Origin of the sequence: Sphingomonas sp. SORGH_AS_0879 (assembly GCF_030819175.1) — a bacterium.
In the GTDB taxonomy this organism is placed as follows: domain Bacteria; phylum Pseudomonadota; class Alphaproteobacteria; order Sphingomonadales; family Sphingomonadaceae; genus Sphingomonas.
This window is the reverse complement of the sequence record NZ_JAUTBJ010000002.1, coordinates 3,401,233-3,419,352: the sequence shown is the minus strand read 5'-3', so window position 1 is coordinate 3,419,352 and position 18,120 is coordinate 3,401,233. Positions and strand designations below refer to the sequence as shown.

Here is an 18,120-nt window from a genome sequence, read left to right as displayed (position 1 = left end):
GGGTCGTCATCTTCGTTCGCCTCTTCTGAACGATGGACCATATGCCCCCGGCAAATCGCCGAACGGCGCCCTCAATATCCGACCGTCAATATTCGAACGTGATGGACGATTTGAAGGTTCGTGGCGCACCCATGGTTAGATAGCCGAGTACCGCGGAGGACCAGTAATCCTTGTTGGTCACATTCTCGGCGCTGAGGCGGAAGGTCACGGGATGGCGGTCCGCGACGAAGACATAGCGCAGGCCGAGGTCCAGGCGCGTCCAGGCCGGAATGGAAAGTGTATTGATATTGTTGACATATTGGCGATCGGTATAGACTAGGCGACCGGTCAAGGTCGCGCTTCTCAAAAATGGCGGCACCACCTCCGCTCCGAAATTGACCTGCCATTCGGGAACGCCGATCCCCCGCTTGCCGCGCAGGTCATAGGGCACGCGGTTGATATAGGTGACCTGCCGGATCACCTCGGCCTGCGTATAGGTGGCCCCGCCGATGAAGCGGAGCCAGTCGGTCGGTTCGCCGTTCAGGCTCAACTCTACGCCGCGATTGCGTTGTTCGCCATCGACCAGCAACGAAACCTGGCCGACCGCCGGACCGTCGACATAGGAGGAGATCGGCTGGTTCGTCTGATAGACCGCCGCCGTCCCGGTCAGGCCGCGTATCGCGAATTTGATGCCGCCTTCATATTGTACCGAGCGATAAGGCTCGAAGATCTGCCCCGAATTGGCGACCGTCAGGCCGCCAAAGGTCGCGGGGGCGACGGCTCCCTGCACCAGCGCCTCGATGCGGTTGGCGTAGATCGACAGGGTATCGGTCGGCTTCGCGACCAGCCCGACCACGGGCGTTACCGCGTCGCGGATAACCTGGGTGACGCGGTATGCGGGACTATAGGCGAAGGTGCGGGAATCCATCTTCTGGTACCGCCCGCCCAGGGTCAGCAGCAGCCGGTCGTCCAGAAAGCCCAGCGTATCCGACGCGAACACGCTGCGATAGTCGAAGGCCTGGAGCCGACGCAGGTTGCCGAGGTTGGTCAGCACGGTCGCATCCGCCGGCTTGGCGACCTGCGGCGCGTTGTAGAGATTGCTGCAAAATACCGAGGACGTCAGCGATGCCGCCGGAATGCCGGTGCAGTTCGCGCCGGTCCGGGTCGACGCCGGGTAGATGCCGCCAGTCGAGACGTTGCGATTCTCCTGGAAGGTTGCCGAGGCACCGGCATTGACCTGGTGCGAGATGCCGCCGGTTGTAAACCTGGCGCGCAAGCCGAGCTGGCCTGCCTCATTATTGTCGGCGCGGGGGACGTAGAGCCTGGCCTGGGTGCCGTTGCCATTGGCGGCCGCGATGGTGATCGTCGAATAGTCGCCATATTCGCTGCCGTCGCGCATGCCGAACGCAGAGTATAGCATGACGTCCTTGGCGATATCGAGTTCGAAGCGCAGCGTGCCATAGACGTCGCGCAGCTTGGTATAGGTCCAGGCCTGACCATAGTTGGAGCTGGCCTTGGGCGGCGCGGGCACATCCGTCAGCGCCGAGCCGAGACGGATCACCGGGCGGGGCTGGAACACGCGCTGGTTCTCATAGCCGAGATCGAGGAAAATGCGCGCCGGGCCGCTGCGATAATCGATGCCGAGGCCACCGACGATGACGCGCTTGTCCTCATTGTCGATCGCATTCTCGCCCTGGCGATAGACTCCGTTGGCGCGGATGCCGAGTTCGTCATGGGGCCCGAAGCGCCTGCCCGCGTCGAAATTGCCGCCGAAGATGCTCTTGCCGCTGAAGCTGCCAGTGATGCGATACAATGGCTTGTCGGCGCGCTTCGGCGTCAGGTTGATGCCGCCACCGACGCCGGACCCGCCCGGCGGGGCACCGAACAGGAAGGCACTGGCTCCGTTGAGAACCTGCACGCCTTCGTAGAGTTCGGGGGAGATCAACTGGCGCGGCGTGATCCCGTACATGCCGTCGATCGCGATGTCGTCGCCATAGAGCGGAAAGCCACGGACCATGAACAGCTCGGCCTGGTTGCCATTGCCCGAGGTGATGCGCACCGAGGGATCGTTCTTCATCACGTCGCCGATCGTCTCCGACTGCTGGTCGAGGATCAGTTTGGCGGTGTAGGTGGTGACGTTGAACGGCGTCGACATCGCATCCTGATTGCCCAGTGCGCCGAGGTTTCCGTCACTGACCACCTGCTTCTGCACCTGTTGGCCCGTGACGATGATCTCGTCGCTTTCCCTGGTCGGCTCCTCCTGCTGCGCGAAGGCGGGCGTGGTCAGCATCGTCGCAAGGGCTGTAAGGCCGGCGGTACGAAGCCAGGAACGGCAAGCGGTCATGCGAAATCCCCCAGAAACCGGAAACAAGGCCAGTCCACTCCCGATTTGCGTCTCATTATCCGAACAGTGTTGGCCCATTGCCGCTCGGGCAAAACATCCAGTTTAAGCAGAGGGGAGGGGACCAATTCGCCGGGTCAGGCGACGAAGCGCGGCAGCCCCGACACGACGGTACGCAGGACCTTCGTATCGGTCATCCTTTCCGGGTCGATCGCGAAAAGATCGGTATCGAAGACCGTGAAATCCGCAAGGAAGCCGGGCGCCAGCACACCCAGCCGCCGTTCCGCAAAGGCGGCATAGGCGCCGCCCCGCGTATAGCCGGACAGCGCCTGGGCGAGGCCGATACGCTGTTCGGGATACCAGCCGCCGGGATTCTTCCCGTCGATCGTCTCGCGCAGTACCGCCGCTTTCAGGCCGCTCAGCGGATCGATCGGAGCGACCGGCCAGTCCGACCCCATGCAGACATGCGCGCCCGACGCGATCAGCGAATGAAAGGCGAAGCTGGTCTTCAGCCGATCCGGCCCGATGCGGCGCGCTGCCCAACGGCCATCGTCGACGGCATGATAGGGCTGGATGGAGGCGATCACGCCCTGGCGTGCGAAGCGTGGAATCGCCGTGGGGGTGAGATGCTGGGCGTGTTCGATGCGAAAGCGGCGATCGCGTTCGCCGTTGGCGGCGGCGACGGATGCCATGATGTCGAGCACGGTGTCGTTGGCTTTGTCCCCGATCGCATGCACCGCGATCTGCAACCCGGCCTTGTCCGCGGCCATCATCCAGCGTTCGAGGTCGGCGGGATCGGTGACGGTGATGCCATGGGTCGACGGATCATCGATATAGGGGTCGTAGAACAGAGCGGTGCGGGACCCCAGCGAACCGTCGAACACCACCTTGCAGCCGGCCAGACGCATCCCGTCGTCGCCGCTGCCATGATCGGCGATCAGCTTTGCCTGCCGCGCCCAGTCCGCCAGTGGCACATAGCTGCGAAAGCGGATGCCGGGCGAACCGGCCGCGTTCAGTCGCTGAAAGGCGGCTTGCGAAACCCAGTCGATCTCGGTGCTGTGCACACCGGTCACCCCCTTGCTCAGCGCCAGCGCGATGCCCTGCCGTACCGCGGCGTCGATCCGCGCATCGCTGGGCGCGCCGATCGCGCGGATAGCCAGTTGCTTGGCGGCGTCCTTGATGATGCCGGTCGGCTCGCCCTTCGCGTCGCGCTCGATCACGCCGCCGGGCATGTCGGGGGTGTTGCGATCGATACCGGCCAGTTTGAGTGCGACCGAATTGAGCAGCATCATATGCAGGTCGTATCGTATCAGCGCGACGGGCGTGTCGGCCGTGACCGGGTCGATCCAACTGCGATGCGGCATCTGGCCGCCCCAGCGGTCCTGATCCCAGTTGCCGCCCTGTAGCCATTCTCCCTTCGGCAGCTTGCGTGCCGCCTCGCCGATCCGCCGGACGAAGTCTTCGGGGCTGTCTGCCGTCCGCAGCGAAGGCTGGGTGAGCATGACGGACGCTTTGACGAAGTGGACATGCGCATCGATGAAACCGGGCGTCACGAACGCGCCCTTCAGATCGACGATCCGGGTCGATCTGGCGGCGGCGCTCCTGACTGCGGCGTGGCCGATCGCGCCGATCCTGTCCCCCTTGATCCCGAGCGCATCGGTGAACAGGCCCGGGCCAGCGCCCGTCCAGATCCGTCCGTTGATATAGGCGGTGTCGAGTGCGCCCGTCATATCCCGCGCGAGGGCAGGGGCCAGCATCGCGGCCACCCCGCCGCCGCTCGCGGTCAGAAAGTTTCGCCTGTCCATCACCGGTCCCTCCGCTTGACCGAAAAGACATCAATCCGTCGATCGCCGGCGCGAAACATCCAGTTCGCGCCGAACGGACCGGGCCAAGCCTAATGCGCCGCCTGCGCCAGTGCCGAGAGACCGGCGCGCGCTTCCTGTTCCGTCAGGCTGGCGAAGCCGATCCGCAGGCCCTGCGGGGCGTCTTCCCGCGTCATGAACGAACGCGAGGAGGCGAAGCGCAGGCCCATCGCCTGGGCACGTGCCTCGATCGTATCGAGATCGCAGCGAAATCGCAGCCAGAAGGCAAGCCCTCCGTCCGGCAGGCGATATTCGACCAACCCGCCCAGCATGCGTTCGACCTCCGCAGCAAAGGTCTGTCGCCGTTGCGCATATATCTGACGCACCTTGCGGGCATGGCGGCGCAATTCGCCGCTCTCGATCAGTTCGGCCGCCGCATCCTCGGTCAGGGTATTGCCCATGCCGTCGGTCAGCGAAACGCAATGCGCGATCGCCTCGACCACGGGTATCGGCGCGGCGACATAGCCGATGCGCAAGGCGGGCAGGAGCAGCTTCGACAGGGATCCGACATAGATGACATGGTTGGGCGCATAGCCGGCCATGGGCAGCAGCGGTTGGGATTCGAAGTGGAATTCATGATCATAATCGTCCTCGATGATGGCGAAGCCGAATTGGCGAGCGAGTTCGAGCAGACGCAGGCGGCGCTCGGGCCGTAGCGATACGGTCGTCGGGAACTGGTGATGCGGGGTTACGAACACGGCGCGAACCCGGTGCTGTCGACACGCCGCCTCGACATCGTCGATGATCGTGCCTTCGTCGTCGAGCCCGACCGACACCACCTGCGCTCCCAATGCGCGGAACGCGGCCACGGCCGGTTCATAGGTCAAAGCTTCGACGATCACGGTGTCGCCTGGCCGTAACAGCACTTGCGCCGAGACGAAGATGCCGTTCTGGCTGCCGCGCGTGATGCAGATATTGTCGGCGGTCACGCTCAAGCCGCGCTGGCTTTTGAGCATCGCGGCGACATTCTCCCGCAACGCTGGCGAACCGCGCGGGTCGCGATACTGGAAGCCGTTGATCCGCGTCGCCTTCGCGACGGCCGAGCGATAGGCACGGGCGAGCAGTTCGGCGGGGAACAGTCGCCCGTCCGGCGCACCTTCGTCCAGCTTCAGACCCTGTCCCGGTGGCAGCGCGAGCGGTCGCTGCGGCGGCGCGGCGAAGCGATAGGCGGCGCCCGTGGGAACCGTATGCGGCAGGGGGGACTCGTGTGTTCGGCCGGACGGTTCGGGTAGCGACTCCGACACCATCGTGCCTCGTGTCCCGGCGGACGAAAGCCAGCCCTGGGCGATCAGATCCTCATAAGCGAGGACGACCGTCTTGCGATTGACCTTCAGGGTCGTCGCGAGTTCGCGGCTGCTCGGCAGATAGGTGCCCGAGGTCAGTCGTCCGCTGTCGATATCGCGGATCAGCGCCTGGATGATCTGCATATAGATCGGCGTTTCGCGTGCGGGATCGATCCGCTCGCTCAATCCCACTTGCCAAGGGCGCAGCATTGGTCCCTCATTTCCATTGATTTCAGGTGGGTTTACGGCCCAGCTGCGGATTTGTGAAGCTTGGTCCCGCGCCATTTTATGTCTTGGCGCTTGTTGCGTGAGGGGCGTGGCGCGATTGTGCAATCATGACGCGGCAGGGCTCGGTTTCGACGAAGGGGGCGCGCCCTCTGTCTCCCTTTGAGCGCTATGACGATGCCGATCTCCGTATGCTGATCGATGAGCATCCGCTCGCCTGGGTGACGGCGCGCGGCGGGGAAGGGCTGGAGGCCAGTCTGCTGCCGCTGATCGGTATCTATGATGGGGATGGTCGTCTGATCGAGTTGATCGGCCACCTGGCGCGGCGCAATCCGCTGCATCTCGCGCTGGCCCAGGACCCTTCGGCGACCATCCTGTTCCGCGGACCCGAAGGCTATGTCTCGCCCGAACAGGCGGGGCTGCGCGATTGGGCACCGACCTGGAACTATGCGCAGGCCAGGGTCAATGCGGACATCGTGTTCGACGAAGCGGCGACCGAGTTGTCCCTTGCCGTGTTGATCATGGCGATGGAGCGCTCGCGCCCCGATCCTTGGTCGACCACGGAATTGGGCGAGCGCTATCGGGGGATGCTCGGCGCCATCATCGGCTTCCGCGCCCGCCCCACCGCGATCGCCGCAAAGTTCAAGCTGGGCCAGGACGAGCGGATCGACACGCTACGCGCGATCCTCGACGCGACGGCTGACCCGGCGCTCCGACGCTGGATGGCGCATTTCAACCGATCGCGGCTCTAGGTTCGACGCTCAGCGCAAATGCGCGTCGAACCAAGCCAGCATGCGGGTAAGGCTGTCGACCTGATGGGCATATCGGGTGAAGATGTGCGGCTCGTGCGGATAGAGGATCAGCTTTGCCGGCTTGTTCTGGAAGCGAAGGGCATTGAAGAAGGCCAGCGACTGGGTCGGCGGCACGCGATCGTCATCCGCGCCATGGATCAGGAGGATCGGGGTGGTGACACGCTCGACGCTGGTCAGTGGCGAATGCGTCGCGAAGACGTCCGGCGTGCCGAGCACCGGCGGGAAATAGGCGCCCAGATAGTTGGGCGAAATATCGGTGGTCAGCGCCATCATCTTCAGGTCGCTGATCCCCGCACCGGAATAGGCCGCCTTGAACCGGTCGGTATGCCCGACGGACCACATCGCCATGAAGCCGCCATAGCTCCACCCGCCGATGCCGAGCCGGTTCGGGTCGGCCACGCCGCGATCGATCACCGTGTCGATGCCGTCCTGAACGTCCTGATAATCGGTGCCGCCCCAGTCGCCGAAATTCGCTTCGGCCAGGTCGACGCCGCCGCTACTCGATCCGCGCGGATTGGGCAGCAGGACCGCATAGCCATGCGAGGCGAGGAGTTGCGCGGGTGAGTACCAGGTCGCGTTCCAGCCGTTCGACCAGCTTTCGAGCGGGCCGCCGTGCAGATAGGTGACCATCGGCACGCGCGTCCCGTGGGTATAGCCTGCGGGATAGACCAATATGCCATGCAGGACGCGGCCGTCCTTGCTGCTCTTCCAGTCGATTTCCTCGGTTGCTCCCAGCGTCCACTGGGCGACTTGCGGATTATGGTCGGCCACGCGTCCCAGCTTGCTGCCGCGCATGGTCCAGATCGCGGCGGGACGATCCGGCGTGCTGCCGGCGATGGCCAGAACCCGCAAATCGGTCGAGGCGGTGAAGCGATCGCCGCCTGTCGGCACACGGGCCAGGGGCGTTGCGCGACCGGTGGTCAGGTCGATGCGGTAGACGATATCATGTGTGCCTTCTTCCGCTCCGCCGAGCAGCGTCCTGCCGTCGGCGCTCCACTTGAAAATACCGAAGGTGGCGGGGTTCGGACCGGTCACGTCGATCTTGTGGCCGGTTCGCAGATCGACGATGCGCGGATAGCCGCCCAGAATGCCCTTCTCGGTCCGCTCGGTGAGCACGATGCGGCGGCCGTCCGGCGATGGTTCGCTGAGGAAATGGCCGCGCGGCGTCAACGTCCTCACGATATGGCCGGTCACGCCATCGAGCAGTGCGGTGCGGGTCCCGTAATAGACGTCGTTGAGGTTCGACGACGAAGCAAGCCGGGCGACATAAAGCGCGCCGGCGGGGATGGCGACCGCGTCACCGACATTGTCGTCCCCACGGGTGATCAGCCGCGCCTGGCCGTCCGCCAGCGTATAGACGAACAGCCGGTCGAAAAGGCTGCGATCGAAGGCGACGATCTCGTCATTGTTCGCGGCCTGGCGTTCGCGCTGGCGGGCGTCACCGGTGTCGCGATGGACGAAGCTCATGCCGCTGCCATCGGGTAGCCAGCGGAAGCTCTTGATACCGCCCGGAATGTCGGTCAGGGGGCGCGCTTCGCTGGTAAAGTCGAAAAGGTGAAGTTGCGGCTTGTTCGCGTCGGCTGCCGGTGCCTTGGCCGCTACCTGGGGAAGGCCCTCCAGCCCGGTCAGCTTGAAGCGGAACTGCGGCCAGTTGTTCTTGCGCGTGGAAAGAAACGCCAGCGATCGGGAATCCGGTGACCAGCGTGGCGATGTGTCGGAGCCGCTGCCGACGGTCAGGGGCCGGGCCGGGGCCGAACCATCGGCAGGCACGATCCAGATGCGCGATACGCGCTCGTCACCCTTACGCTCGGTGACGGTATAGGCGATCCGCTTTCCGTCGGGCGACATCTGCGCATCGGCAACCTGTCGAACCCCCAGCATGTCCTCGGGCGTTATCGGATGCCCGCCCTGTGCCACAGCCGGTGGTGTAACGAGAATGCAGGTCCAGATGGCCAATAGGTAACGCACGCGGATCCTTTCGAGCAGCGTCGATATCGGGCAGGAGCGGTGGCCGATATCGACGCTGCTCATTCTCGGGCCCGACGCTTCGTACAACCACCAATTTTGATCGAAGTCATGGGTCCAGCATCCCGTCCGTCCTTGACCAAAGGGATGTGCCGCTTCTGGTAGAGCGTGATGGATCGCCGCTCTCCTGCTGGGACGGAATAAGCCATACCCGCGATAATGCCGCCGGGCGCGATCCTGTGGAGGCCGATATCGTGGTGGGTGCGGACGGCGTTCGCTCCGTCACTCGGCAGCGCCGGCGGGCATGTCGACTTCTTCGCGGTGGTGGAGGGCCCCACCGCTTTGCCCGATCGTGGCGGTACGGCGCCGATCGAGCCCGGTGACGCGGTGGTGGCCTTTGCCGACTGGCATCCGGCCGTGCGCCAGATGGTCGCGGCGGGCGATGTCGAACGGCGCTGGTGCCTGTTCGTCGCCCCGCCGCTTTGCCATTGGCATCGCGGTCGGGTCGTCCTGATCGGCGATGCCGTCCATGCCATGCTGCCCCATCATGGGCAGGGTGCGAATACGACGATCGAGGATGCCATCACCCTGGCGACGATGCTGGACGGTCTGACGTCGTCCAACCGCGATGCACGCTTCGCCGCCCGTCTAACGGGTCCGCCATGTGTCCTATGCCACACGCAAATGCACGCGGCTTGGATTGTCCGAAAGAATGCGCGAAGACTCGCGAAACAAAATAGCGGGAGTTCACCCGCCAGGCATATGAGTGCGAACGCACCACGGGGCCGTAGAATGGGAGAGTGTCCTATGTCTGCGGTCTATTCGTTATCCGCGCGGCATGTCGCGCCACCGCCCGGCCGTGTCGCCGGCGATGGCGATGATGCGCGGATGGCGCGCCAGATCGGCGAGCGCCAGCAGTCGGTGGGGGACGCGACCCCAATTGTCCCAGCTTATTGCAGCGCCGGTCGCGGGGATGCGCTGCTCCAGCCAGTCGAGAAGATCGCCGACGGCGTCGCCTTCTCCGAGGCAGCGAGCATCGGCGGAGAACCGGTGGCCGCCACCATCATCCGGCGTGACGTTGAGGATGCCGACCCCGCAGAGGATGCGGGCGTCCGGTCGGTGGCGGGCGGCGGGACAGGCACCGATCGTGCGTACGGCGAGCGCGATCGACGCGGGTGCGAAGCCGCGCTCCTCGATCGATAGATCAATGAGAGACATAGTTTTTCCTGGAGGTAGGCCGCGATGCGGCCGGGTTCGATCAGTCGGCGGCGGACAGCAGGTCCGCGACATGGAGCCGGGCGGCGTAATCGGCTTCGCCCAGCCATTCGGCGAAGTGGCTGCTGATGGCCGCAGCGATGCTGCGACCGACCGGATTCACCTTGGCGAGACGGCGTATGACGAGCCGGAAAGTGGCGATCGCGTCGACCTGTGCTTCCTGCTCGATCTCGCCGATGTCGGACCGCACCCAGTCAGCGAAGCGGCGGTTCGGATCGACCGGCGCACACAGGATCTGCGAATGGACGCAGGCTTCCTGTAGGATTCCTCTGCGAAACGTCTGGCAATGAGGATGGTTGAGTGATTCACTGTGCGGGCAGGAGGGCATGGTGATGGTCGAGCAGCGATCGCTGGTGGAAGCGTTGATGGATCCGCGCTTGGGATCGAATGCGAAGCTGTCGGGGATCGAGCGGCTGATCGACTGGAGCCGGCTGGAGCCGCTGGTGTCGCCGCTGCGGCAGGGTCGGACGGGTCGACCGCCCTATGCGCCGCTGGCGATGGTCAAGGCGCTGTATCTGCAGGCGTTGTATGATCTGTCGGACCCCGGGCTGGAGGAGGCGCTGCTCGACCGGCTGTCGTTCCGGCGGTTCTGCGGCTTTGCGCTGGATGGCGGCACGCCGGACGAGACGACGCTGTGCCGGTTTCGCGCGGCGGCGGCGGCGGGGGACGTGCTGGAGCGCTGCTTTGCCGAGATCAACCGGCAGCTGGATGCGCAGGGGCTGGTGCTGCGGCGGGGGACGATCCTTGATGCCTCGGTGGTCAAGGCGACCCGCAAGCCCCCGCGCGGGGACTGGATCGCGCCGGGTGATCCGCACCCCCAGGAGCCGGGTGCCGACTGGACGCGCAAGGACGGCAAGCCGGTGTTCGGCTACCGCTTCCATATCGGCATGGACGAGGGCTCGGGCCTGATCCGCAAGCTGGCCTTCACCTCGGCCAGGGTCCAGGATGTCGAACGGGCCGACGCGCTGGTCTGCGGCGACGAAGGCGCGGTCTATGCCGACCGGGCCTATGAGGGCCAGGCGCGTCGCAAGGCCCTGAAGGCGGCCGGGATCAAGGATCGCATCATGCATCGCCGGCACCGCTACATGCCAAAGCTGCCGCGCTGGCAGGCCCGGCGCAACCACCTCATCGCCAGACGGCGCGCCCCTGTCGAGGCGGTCTTCAGCGCCATGAAGCGCCTCTACGGCAAGGCGCGCACCAGATGCCTGTCGATCGAGCGGAACGCCGCAGACTTCCTCGCCTTTGCCACCATCTACAATCTCAGACGCGCCGCCATCCTTGCCGCTGGCTGAGCCGGGGCGATCCGGCCCCTCCAAACCGGCCAGCCAAAGCTGACCAAGGCCCGTACCGGATCCCTGCAGCGAAAGCCTCGCCCAGATCCTCTGTCACAAATGAGCCGTTTCGCAGAGGAATCCTTGTAGAGATAGTAGATGCCGGTCTGGGGATGTTTCCAGGGTGTGATCATCTGCACCATGCGCTTCTATACCCGTTCGCTATACCTGCGGACGGTGAAGCTGGCGTAAATCCTGGATTTCCGCGCCTCGATGCGAGGATGGTGACCCCTACGGGAGGCGTTAAACCAGCATGAAAAGCACGTAATTCTGCGGTTTTCGGGGGCCGCTTGCCCATCGGTTTGTACACACGGCCTGTACCCGTGTGTGGCGTCATTTCAACCTGGCATGGGCAAGCCGTCAAGCGATAATGTCCAAATCCTAGGCGGTGCCTTCGCCGGGGTTTGTCGGCAGTATGTCGAGAGCCGGAAGGGCGCTGACGTGACCCCGGTCTTTCATCCAGCGGCAACCAGAGACCGACCGTGGTTTTCGCGCATAAGCGCAGGTGAAGCAACGGGCGGGGTTAACCCCGCCCGTTGCTGTTCGAGCCCGGCAGCGAAGGCTGCCGGAGTGGCGTAGCCGAGCGAGGAGTGCGGACGCTCGTTGTTGTAGTCGTCGACCCAGCGGGCCAGAATCGAGCGGGCCTGACCGATGGTGAAGAACAGCGTCTCGTTGAGCAGCTCGTCGCGCATGCGACCGTTAAAGCTCTCGACGAACCCGTTCTGCGTGGGCTTGCCCGGCGCGATGTAATGCCACTCGATGCGGGCATCGCCGGACCAGGCGAGCACCGCGTTCGACGTCAGTTCGGTCCCGTTGTCGCTGACGATCATCTTCGGCCTGCCACGCTCGGCGATCAGATCGGCCAGCTCGCGCACGACCCGCCGGCCCGAGATCGACGTGTCCACCACCGCCCGAAGGCATTCGCGCGTGACGTCATCGACGATGTTGAGCACGCGGAACCGACGGCCGGTCACGAGCTGGTCGTGGACGAAGTCCAGACTCCAGCGCTGGTTGGGAAGCGCCAGCACTGACGCGGGCGCACGGCTGCCTGTGGCGCGCCTTCGTCCCTTCCGGCGCCTGACCGTCAAACCCTCCTCACGATAGAGCCGCTGGGTCTTCTTGCGGTTGATCGTGATGCCGTCCCGGCGCAGCAGGATGTGCAGACGCCGATAGCCGAACCGTCGGCGTTGCTGCGCCAGCTCGCGCAGCCGCGACCGCAGGTCGCCATCATCCGCCCGGCACGAGCGATACCGCATGCTCGTGCGGTCTGCCCCAACGACCGTGCATGCCCGCCGCTCGCTCATCCCCAACGTCGCCTGGAGATGCGCGACCGCTTGCCGCTTCGCGGCGGGCGTCACCACTTTTTTGACAGCAGGTCTTTCAACCCCGCATTGTCCAGCATCGTGTCCGCCAGTAGCCGTTTGAGCCGGGCGTTCTCCTCTTCGAGCGACCGCAGGCGCTTTGCGTCGGATACCTCCAGGCCGCCGAACTTCGCCTTCCACGCATAGTAAGTCGCGCTCGACATCCCGTGCTTGCGGCACAGCTCCGTCACCACCGCACCCGCCTCGGCCTCCTTCAGGATGCCGATGATCTGCTCTTCCGAAAACTGCTTCCGCTTCATTCCGTCCGTCCCTTTAAGGAGACGGTCTCTACTTCCAGTTGGATGAAGAAACGGGGGTCACGTCACGCCGAACCTGCTGTACCGTTGGCGGCGGCTGATGCTGGAAGGCGGGAGCGTTGCAGTTGCCGGCGACGACGACGTGACCAGCAACCGGCAGGTCCGCGAGATGGAAACCCGCATCCGCGAACTGGAGCGCCAGCTCGGGCGCAAGACGCTGGAGGTCGAGATACTGAAGGAGGCGCTGGAGCGCTCGCGCCCAAAAAAAGCGAGCTTGCTCATGCACTCGCCGCTGCCGGAGACTATCCGGTGAGCCTGGTCGCCAGCACGCTCGGGGTCGGGCGTTCGACGGTGTACGACCGCCTGACGGGAACCACCAGGACGCGCGGGCCGTACGCCAAGGCCGACGACACGGATCTGCTGCCCTGCATTCGCCAGATCGCCGCGCAACGGCCAACATACGGCTACCGCCGCATCGCGGCGGTCCTCAATCGGCAGCGGCGCGCCGAAGGACTTGCGCCGGTCAACCACAAGCGCGTCTACCGCATCATGGCGGCGGACCGCCTGCTGCTGGCGCGGCGCTACGCCGAGCGAGCCGACTATGGGCATGACGGCGTCGTAGTGACGATCCGCTCGAACCTGCGCTGGTGCTCCGACGGCTTCGAGTTCACCTGCTGGAACGGTGAGGTCGTGCGCGGTGCCTTCATCATCGACGCCCATGACCGCGAGATCATCTCGTGGCGCGCGGTTGCCAATGCCGGCATCAGCGGCTCGGACGTGCGCGACATCATGCTGGAAGCCGTGGAAACCCGCTTCGGCACCATGCGCGCGACGACACCGGTCGAGATGCTGTCGGACAACGGTTCGGCCTATACCGCCTGCGAAACACGGACCTTTGCCCGGCAGCTGGGCCTCAAACCCTGCTTCACCCCCGTCCGCAGCCCGCAGTCCAACGGCATCTCGGAGGCCTTCGTCCATACCCTCAAACGGGATTACGTCCGCGTCTCGCCGCTGCCGGACGCACTCACCGCGTTGACATCGCTTGCCGGATGGATCGAGGACTACAACGACAACCACCCCCATTCAGGGCTCAAAATGCGTTCGCCGCGCGAGCATCGCGCACTGGTTTCTGCAACCGCTTGAACCCGTCCGGTGAAACGGGGGCCAGATCAAAGAGTTTTCTCGATGACCCGCGCGTTGTTCCCCGGGCAGGGCTGAATACGCCCAGCAACCCTACAGGTATCGACAGGATATGAAGTTGGTGTTGGACGGACAGCACTGGCCCCGACATGCTTGCCTCCACAAAAGCGAGCGCTTCGGACACGTCGCAACGAAAGAACGCGACATCCTATGGAGAGTAAGCGGATGATGGGTATCATGCCATTCCGACGGCATTCGGCATGCCGGCCGCACCGGGAACGTTCGGCGGGTCCGATGGAGGACTCCGACAGCTGAGCGCCACTAGCGCATGGCCGACCTGGTCCATGCCGCCGCCGATGACTGACCGAAGGCGCGGGGCGTTCGATACCGCGTCGTCTAATATTTCAACGATCATGATGGAGAGCGATATGACATCCCTGCTCGACGCCGCGCATCTCGATGGCCGATTCTTCGACGGGAACTGGATCGAGGGCGACCAGGGCTATGATGTCCTCGAGCCCGCGACCGGCGCGGTCTTAGCGCAGGCCGCCTCGGTCGACGTCGCGACCGTCGCGCGAACAGCGGCGGCCGCGCGTGCCGCGCAACAGGACTGGGCGGCGGCGACGTCGGATGTCCGGGCGGGCGTCTTCGTCCAGGCGGCGGCGCTGGCCCGCGCGCATGGCGAGGAAATCGTGACCTGGATCATGCGGGAAAGCGGCTCGGTGCGCGCCAAGGCGGAGTTCGAGCTGGCGATCACGATCAAGGCGATCGAACTGGCGGCGGCGATGCCGCACCAGGCGCAGGGGCTGGTCCTGCCCAGCGAGCCGGGGCGGCTAAGCCTGGCGCGCCGTCGTCCGCTGGGCGTGGTCGGCGTGATCGCGCCGTTCAACTTTCCGCTCTACTTGGCGATGCGGGCGGTGGCGCCCGCGCTGGCGGTGGGCAATGCGGTGCTGCTCAAGCCGGACCCGCGCACCGCGATCTGCGGTGGCCTGGTGATCGCGCGACTGTTCGAACGGGCGGGGCTGCCCGCCGGCGTGCTGTCGGTGCTGCCCGGCGGCGGCGAGGCGGGGGCGGCGCTCTGCGCGGACCCGAATATCGCGATGATCCAGTTTACCGGCTCGACCGAAGCCGGGCGGAAAGTCGGCGAGGCGGCGAGCCGTCACCTCAAAAAGGTTTCGCTGGAACTGGGTGGCAAGAATACCCTGATCATCCTGGACGATGCCGATCTGGACCTCGCGACCCGCAATGCCGCGTGGGGCGCGTGGTTGCATCAGGGGCAGATCTGCATGACGGCGGGTCGCATCCTGGTCCACCGCGCGATCTTCGACGCCTTCGCCGCCCGGCTGGCTGACAAGGCGAAGGCGCTGCCCGCGGGTGATCCGATGTCGGGCGCGGTCGCGGTCGGTCCGCTCATCAGCCAGCCGCAGCTCGACCACGCGCTCGACATTCTCGACCGCAGCGTTGCCGCCGGGGCACGCGTCATGGCGGGCGGCACCGCGCAGGGCCTGTGTCTTGCGCCGACCGTGCTGGACGGCGTGGTGCCCGGCATGGCGGCGTTCGAGGAAGAGATTTTCGGCCCCGTCGCGGTGCTGGTGCCGTTCGACACGGACGACGAAGCCGTGGCGCTCGCCAACGACACCGAATACGGCCTGTCGGCTGCTGTGATCTCCCGCGATGTCGGCCGTGCCATGGCATTGGGCGAACGGCTGCGCGCGGGCCTGCTCCACATCAACGACCAGACCGTGAATGACGAGGTGGTCAATCCCTTTGGCGGGGTGGGCGCCTCCGGCAACGGGTCCGCAATCGGCGGCCCGGCCAATTGGGAGGAGTTCACCCATTGGCAGTGGGTGACGGTCAAGGGCACCGCACCCGCCTATCCCTTCTGACGGCTCGCAACGACATAACATGATGCAGGAGATGACAATGACAGGCATGCGCAGTATCACCGCCGCCGTGGTTCGCGACCAGGGCGCACCCTTCGCGATCGAGGAGGCGAAGATCGCCGCCCCGCAAGGGGGCGAAGTGCTTGTCCGGATCGTCGCGGTGGGGGTGTGCCACACCGACATCATCGTGCGGGACCAATATTATCCGGTGCCGCTGCCCGCCGTGCTCGGCCATGAAGGCGCGGGCGTGGTCGAGGCGGTGGGGCCCGGCGTGACCGCCGTCGAGCCGGGCGACCATGTCGTGCTCAGCTTCGCCTCGTGCGGGGTCTGCGGTCCGTGCCTGACCGGCCACCCGGCGCATTGCGGCGACTTCTTCGCGCTGAACTTCGGCGGCGGGCGCAAGGACGGCTCGACCGCCACCTGCGATGCGCATGGCGGGGCGCTGCACGATCACTTCTTCGGCCAGTCCTCCTTTGGCAGTTTTGCGATGGCGCAGGAGCGCAACATCGTGAAGGTCGCCAAGGACGCGCCGCTCGAACTGCTGGGGCCGCTTGGCTGCGGTATCCAGACCGGCGCGGGCGCGGTGCTGCGCGCGCTGAAGGTGCCGTCGGGGGCGAGCTTCGCCGCCTTTGGTTCTGGCGCGGTCGGGCTCAGCGCGATCATGGCCGCGCGCGTCGCGGGTGCCACGACGATCATCGCCGTCGACGTGACGCCCAGTCGGCTGGACCTCGCCAGGGAACTGGGGGCCACGCATGTGGTCAACAGCCGCGAGACCGACGCGGTGGAAGCGATCCGCGAGATCACCGGCGGCGGCGCGGACTTCACGCTGGAGAGCAGCGGTCGGCCCGAGGTGCTGCGCCAGGCGATCGACGCGCTGACCATCATGGGCACCTGCGGCATCGTCGGCGCGCCCAGGCTGGGCACCGAGGCGAGTTTCGACGTGAACATGGTCATGGTGCCCGGCAAGCGCATCATGGGCATCGTGGAGGGCGACGTCGTGCCGCAGGTCTTCATTCCCGAACTGATCGCGCTCCACGCCCAGGGGCGGTTCCCGTTCGACCGGCTGGTGAAGTTCTATGATTTCGCCGACATCAACCAGGCCGTCGCGGACAGCGAAAGCGGCGTGACGATCAAGCCTATCCTGCGGCTGCCCGCCTGATGGGAAAGCGGGCAGGGGGCGTCTGCCCCCGCCCGCTCATGGCGTCAGACCCGCTCCATCATCAATGCGATGCCCTGGCCCACGCCGATGCACATGAAGGCGAGGGCGTAGCGCCCCTGCGTCCGGTGCAGTTCCTCGGCGGCGGTCATGACGATGCGCGCGCCCGACATGCCCAGCGGATGCCCCAGCGCGATGGCCCCGCCGTTGCGGTTCACGCGGGGGTCGTCCTGCGCAATGCCCAGATCACGTAAGGTCGCGATCGCCTGGCTGGCAAAGGCTTCGTTGAGTTCGATCACGTCGAGCTCGTCGAGCGCAACGCCGGTCAGCCGGGACAGCTTGCGAGCCGCTTCGATGGGACCGACGCCCATGATGCGAGGCGCGATCCCGGCGGCGGCCATGCCTAGGATGCGCGCGCGTGGTGTCAGGCCATGTCGCCCCGCCGCCGCTTCGGACGCGACGATCATCGCGGCCGCACCGTCGTTCAGGCCGGAGGCGTTGCCGGCCGTCACGGTGCCGTCGGCGCGGACGACGGGTTTCAGCCGGGCGAGGGCGTCCAGGCTGGTCGCGCGCGGATGTTCGTCCTGCGTGACGATGCGTGGCTCGCCCTTTTTCTGGGGGATGGTGACGGGCACGATCTCGGCCGCCATCCGGCCGCTGGCGATCGCGGCGGCGGCTTTTTGCTGGCTGGCCAGGGCGAAACGGTCCTGATCCTCGCGCGGGATGCGCCATTGATCGGCGACATTCTCGCCCGTCTGCGGCATGGTGTCGACGCCGTACGCCGCCTGCATCGCCGGGTTGACGAACCGCCAGCCGAGCGTGGTGTCCTCGATCTGCTGCGCGCGATCGAAAGCGGAGGCGGCCTTGCCCATGACATAGGGTGCGCGGGTCATGCTCTCGACCCCGCCCGCGATGACCAGTTCGGCGTCCCCCGACCGGATCGCCTGGGCCGCGTAGCCGACCGCGTTGAGGCCCGAGCCGCACAGTCGGTTGACCGTCGTGCCGGGCACCGCCTCGGGCAATCCCGCGAGTAGCACCGCCATGCGCGCGACGTTGCGATTGTCCTCGCCCGCCTGATTGGCGCAACCGAGGATGGTATCGTCCACCGCGTCCCAGTCGACGCTGCGGTTGCGCTCGACCAGCGCACGGATCGGCACGGCGGCGAGGTCGTCGGCGCGGATATCGGCCAGGGCGCCGTTCAGCCGCCCGATCGGGGTGCGGACGGCGTCGCAGAGGAAAGCGGCGGTCAT

At 65.8% G+C, this 18,120-nt stretch carries 13 protein-coding genes and 1 pseudogene; 5 read left to right on the top strand and 9 right to left on the bottom strand.

Going from position 1 to position 18,120, the window contains the following annotated elements:
- Window positions 1–85 precede the first annotated feature (85 nt).
- From QE379_RS16190 to QE379_RS16180, 3 genes are all read right to left on the bottom strand, one after another.
- Window positions 86–2,269, bottom strand: a complete 2,184-nt coding sequence (locus tag QE379_RS16190; RefSeq protein ID WP_307002076.1) for a TonB-dependent siderophore receptor — start codon at window positions 2,267–2,269, stop codon at window positions 86–88.
- A 188-nt stretch (window positions 2,270–2,457) separates the two neighbouring features.
- Complete coding sequence (locus QE379_RS16185; protein ID WP_307002074.1) at window positions 2,458–4,125, bottom strand: amidohydrolase; 1,668 nt, start codon at window positions 4,123–4,125, stop codon at window positions 2,458–2,460.
- An 89-nt stretch (window positions 4,126–4,214) separates the two neighbouring features.
- Window positions 4,215–5,675, bottom strand: a complete 1,461-nt coding sequence (locus tag QE379_RS16180; RefSeq protein WP_307002072.1) for a PLP-dependent aminotransferase family protein — start codon at window positions 5,673–5,675, stop codon at window positions 4,215–4,217.
- A gap of 125 nt (window positions 5,676–5,800) precedes the next feature.
- Between QE379_RS16180 and QE379_RS16175 the strand changes: the two genes are divergently transcribed.
- The gene (locus QE379_RS16175) at window positions 5,801–6,442 is read left to right on the top strand and encodes an FMN-binding negative transcriptional regulator (RefSeq protein WP_307002071.1); all 642 of its coding nucleotides are present in this window, start codon (window positions 5,801–5,803) and stop codon (window positions 6,440–6,442) included.
- 9 nt (window positions 6,443–6,451) lie between these two features.
- Here the strand turns inward: QE379_RS16175 and QE379_RS16170 are convergent, their stop codons facing one another.
- The 4 genes from QE379_RS16170 to QE379_RS16155 all read right to left on the bottom strand — a co-directional run bounded on the left by QE379_RS16170 (window position 6,452) and on the right by QE379_RS16155 (window position 9,932).
- Window positions 6,452–8,470 (bottom strand): S9 family peptidase, encoded by a 2,019-nt coding sequence (locus QE379_RS16170; protein ID WP_307002070.1) that lies wholly within the window; start codon window positions 8,468–8,470, stop codon window positions 6,452–6,454.
- A 279-nt stretch (window positions 8,471–8,749) separates the two neighbouring features.
- Window positions 8,750–8,998: a hypothetical protein gene (locus QE379_RS16165; RefSeq protein WP_307002068.1), complete on the bottom strand. Its 249-nt coding sequence runs from the start codon at window positions 8,996–8,998 to the stop codon at window positions 8,750–8,752.
- A 294-nt stretch (window positions 8,999–9,292) separates the two neighbouring features.
- The gene (locus tag QE379_RS16160) at window positions 9,293–9,685 is read right to left on the bottom strand and encodes a hypothetical protein (protein ID WP_307002065.1); all 393 of its coding nucleotides are present in this window, start codon (window positions 9,683–9,685) and stop codon (window positions 9,293–9,295) included.
- 40 nt (window positions 9,686–9,725) lie between these two features.
- Window positions 9,726–9,932: a hypothetical protein gene (locus tag QE379_RS16155; RefSeq protein ID WP_307002064.1), complete on the bottom strand. Its 207-nt coding sequence runs from the start codon at window positions 9,930–9,932 to the stop codon at window positions 9,726–9,728.
- A gap of 106 nt (window positions 9,933–10,038) precedes the next feature.
- On the opposite strand from QE379_RS16155, the gene QE379_RS16150 reads away from it, so the two are divergent.
- The gene (locus QE379_RS16150) at window positions 10,039–11,034 is read left to right on the top strand and encodes an IS5 family transposase (RefSeq protein WP_306997241.1); all 996 of its coding nucleotides are present in this window, start codon (window positions 10,039–10,041) and stop codon (window positions 11,032–11,034) included.
- Window positions 11,035–11,528: 494 nt separating this feature from the next.
- On the opposite strand, the gene QE379_RS16145 is transcribed toward QE379_RS16150, so the two are convergent.
- Window positions 11,529–12,694, bottom strand: a protein-coding gene (locus tag QE379_RS16145) for an IS3 family transposase (protein WP_373461696.1) whose coding sequence is annotated in 2 segments (ribosomal slippage) — window positions 11,529–12,433 and window positions 12,433–12,694 — 1,167 coding nt in all. Because the reading frame shifts where the segments join, the coding sequence is not laid out codon by codon here.
- Window positions 12,695–12,740: 46 nt separating this feature from the next.
- On the opposite strand from QE379_RS16145, the pseudogene QE379_RS16140 reads away from it, so the two are divergent.
- From QE379_RS16140 to QE379_RS16130, 3 genes and pseudogenes are all read left to right on the top strand, one after another.
- Window positions 12,741–13,834, top strand: a pseudogene (locus QE379_RS16140) (IS3 family transposase); the annotation flags it as partial.
- Between the two features lie 425 nt (window positions 13,835–14,259).
- Complete coding sequence (locus QE379_RS16135; protein ID WP_307002062.1) at window positions 14,260–15,717, top strand: benzaldehyde dehydrogenase; 1,458 nt, start codon at window positions 14,260–14,262, stop codon at window positions 15,715–15,717.
- 46 nt (window positions 15,718–15,763) lie between these two features.
- On the top strand, window positions 15,764–16,873 hold the full coding sequence (locus tag QE379_RS16130; RefSeq protein ID WP_307002060.1) for an NAD(P)-dependent alcohol dehydrogenase: 1,110 nt from the start codon (window positions 15,764–15,766) through the stop codon (window positions 16,871–16,873).
- A 44-nt stretch (window positions 16,874–16,917) separates the two neighbouring features.
- Here the strand turns inward: QE379_RS16130 and pcaF are convergent, their stop codons facing one another.
- Window positions 16,918–18,120, bottom strand: coding sequence for a 3-oxoadipyl-CoA thiolase (gene pcaF / locus QE379_RS16125; RefSeq protein WP_307002057.1), 1,203 nt, complete (start codon window positions 18,118–18,120; stop codon window positions 16,918–16,920).

What these genes read in the sequence shown, in the direction of transcription:
- QE379_RS16135 (WP_307002062.1), top strand. Translation starts at nt 14,260, where the DNA reads ATGACATCCCTGCTCGACGCCGCGCATCTCGATGGCCGATTCTTCGAC.
- QE379_RS16165 (WP_307002068.1), bottom strand. Translation starts at nt 8,998, where the DNA reads ATGGACGGCATCGCCGATCAGGACGACCCGACCGCGATGCCAATGGCA.
- QE379_RS16160 (WP_307002065.1), bottom strand. Translation starts at nt 9,685, where the DNA reads ATGTCTCTCATTGATCTATCGATCGAGGAGCGCGGCTTCGCACCCGCG.
- QE379_RS16190 (WP_307002076.1), bottom strand. Translation starts at nt 2,269, where the DNA reads ATGCTGACCACGCCCGCCTTCGCGCAGCAGGAGGAGCCGACCAGGGAA.
- QE379_RS16180 (WP_307002072.1), bottom strand. Translation starts at nt 5,675, where the DNA reads ATGCTGCGCCCTTGGCAAGTGGGATTGAGCGAGCGGATCGATCCCGCA.
- pcaF (WP_307002057.1), bottom strand. Translation starts at nt 18,120, where the DNA reads ATGACCGCCGCTTTCCTCTGCGACGCCGTCCGCACCCCGATCGGGCGG.
- QE379_RS16185 (WP_307002074.1), bottom strand. Translation starts at nt 4,125, where the DNA reads ATGGACAGGCGAAACTTTCTGACCGCGAGCGGCGGCGGGGTGGCCGCG.
- QE379_RS16130 (WP_307002060.1), top strand. Translation starts at nt 15,764, where the DNA reads ATGCGCAGTATCACCGCCGCCGTGGTTCGCGACCAGGGCGCACCCTTC.
- QE379_RS16175 (WP_307002071.1), top strand. Translation starts at nt 5,801, where the DNA reads ATGACGCGGCAGGGCTCGGTTTCGACGAAGGGGGCGCGCCCTCTGTCT.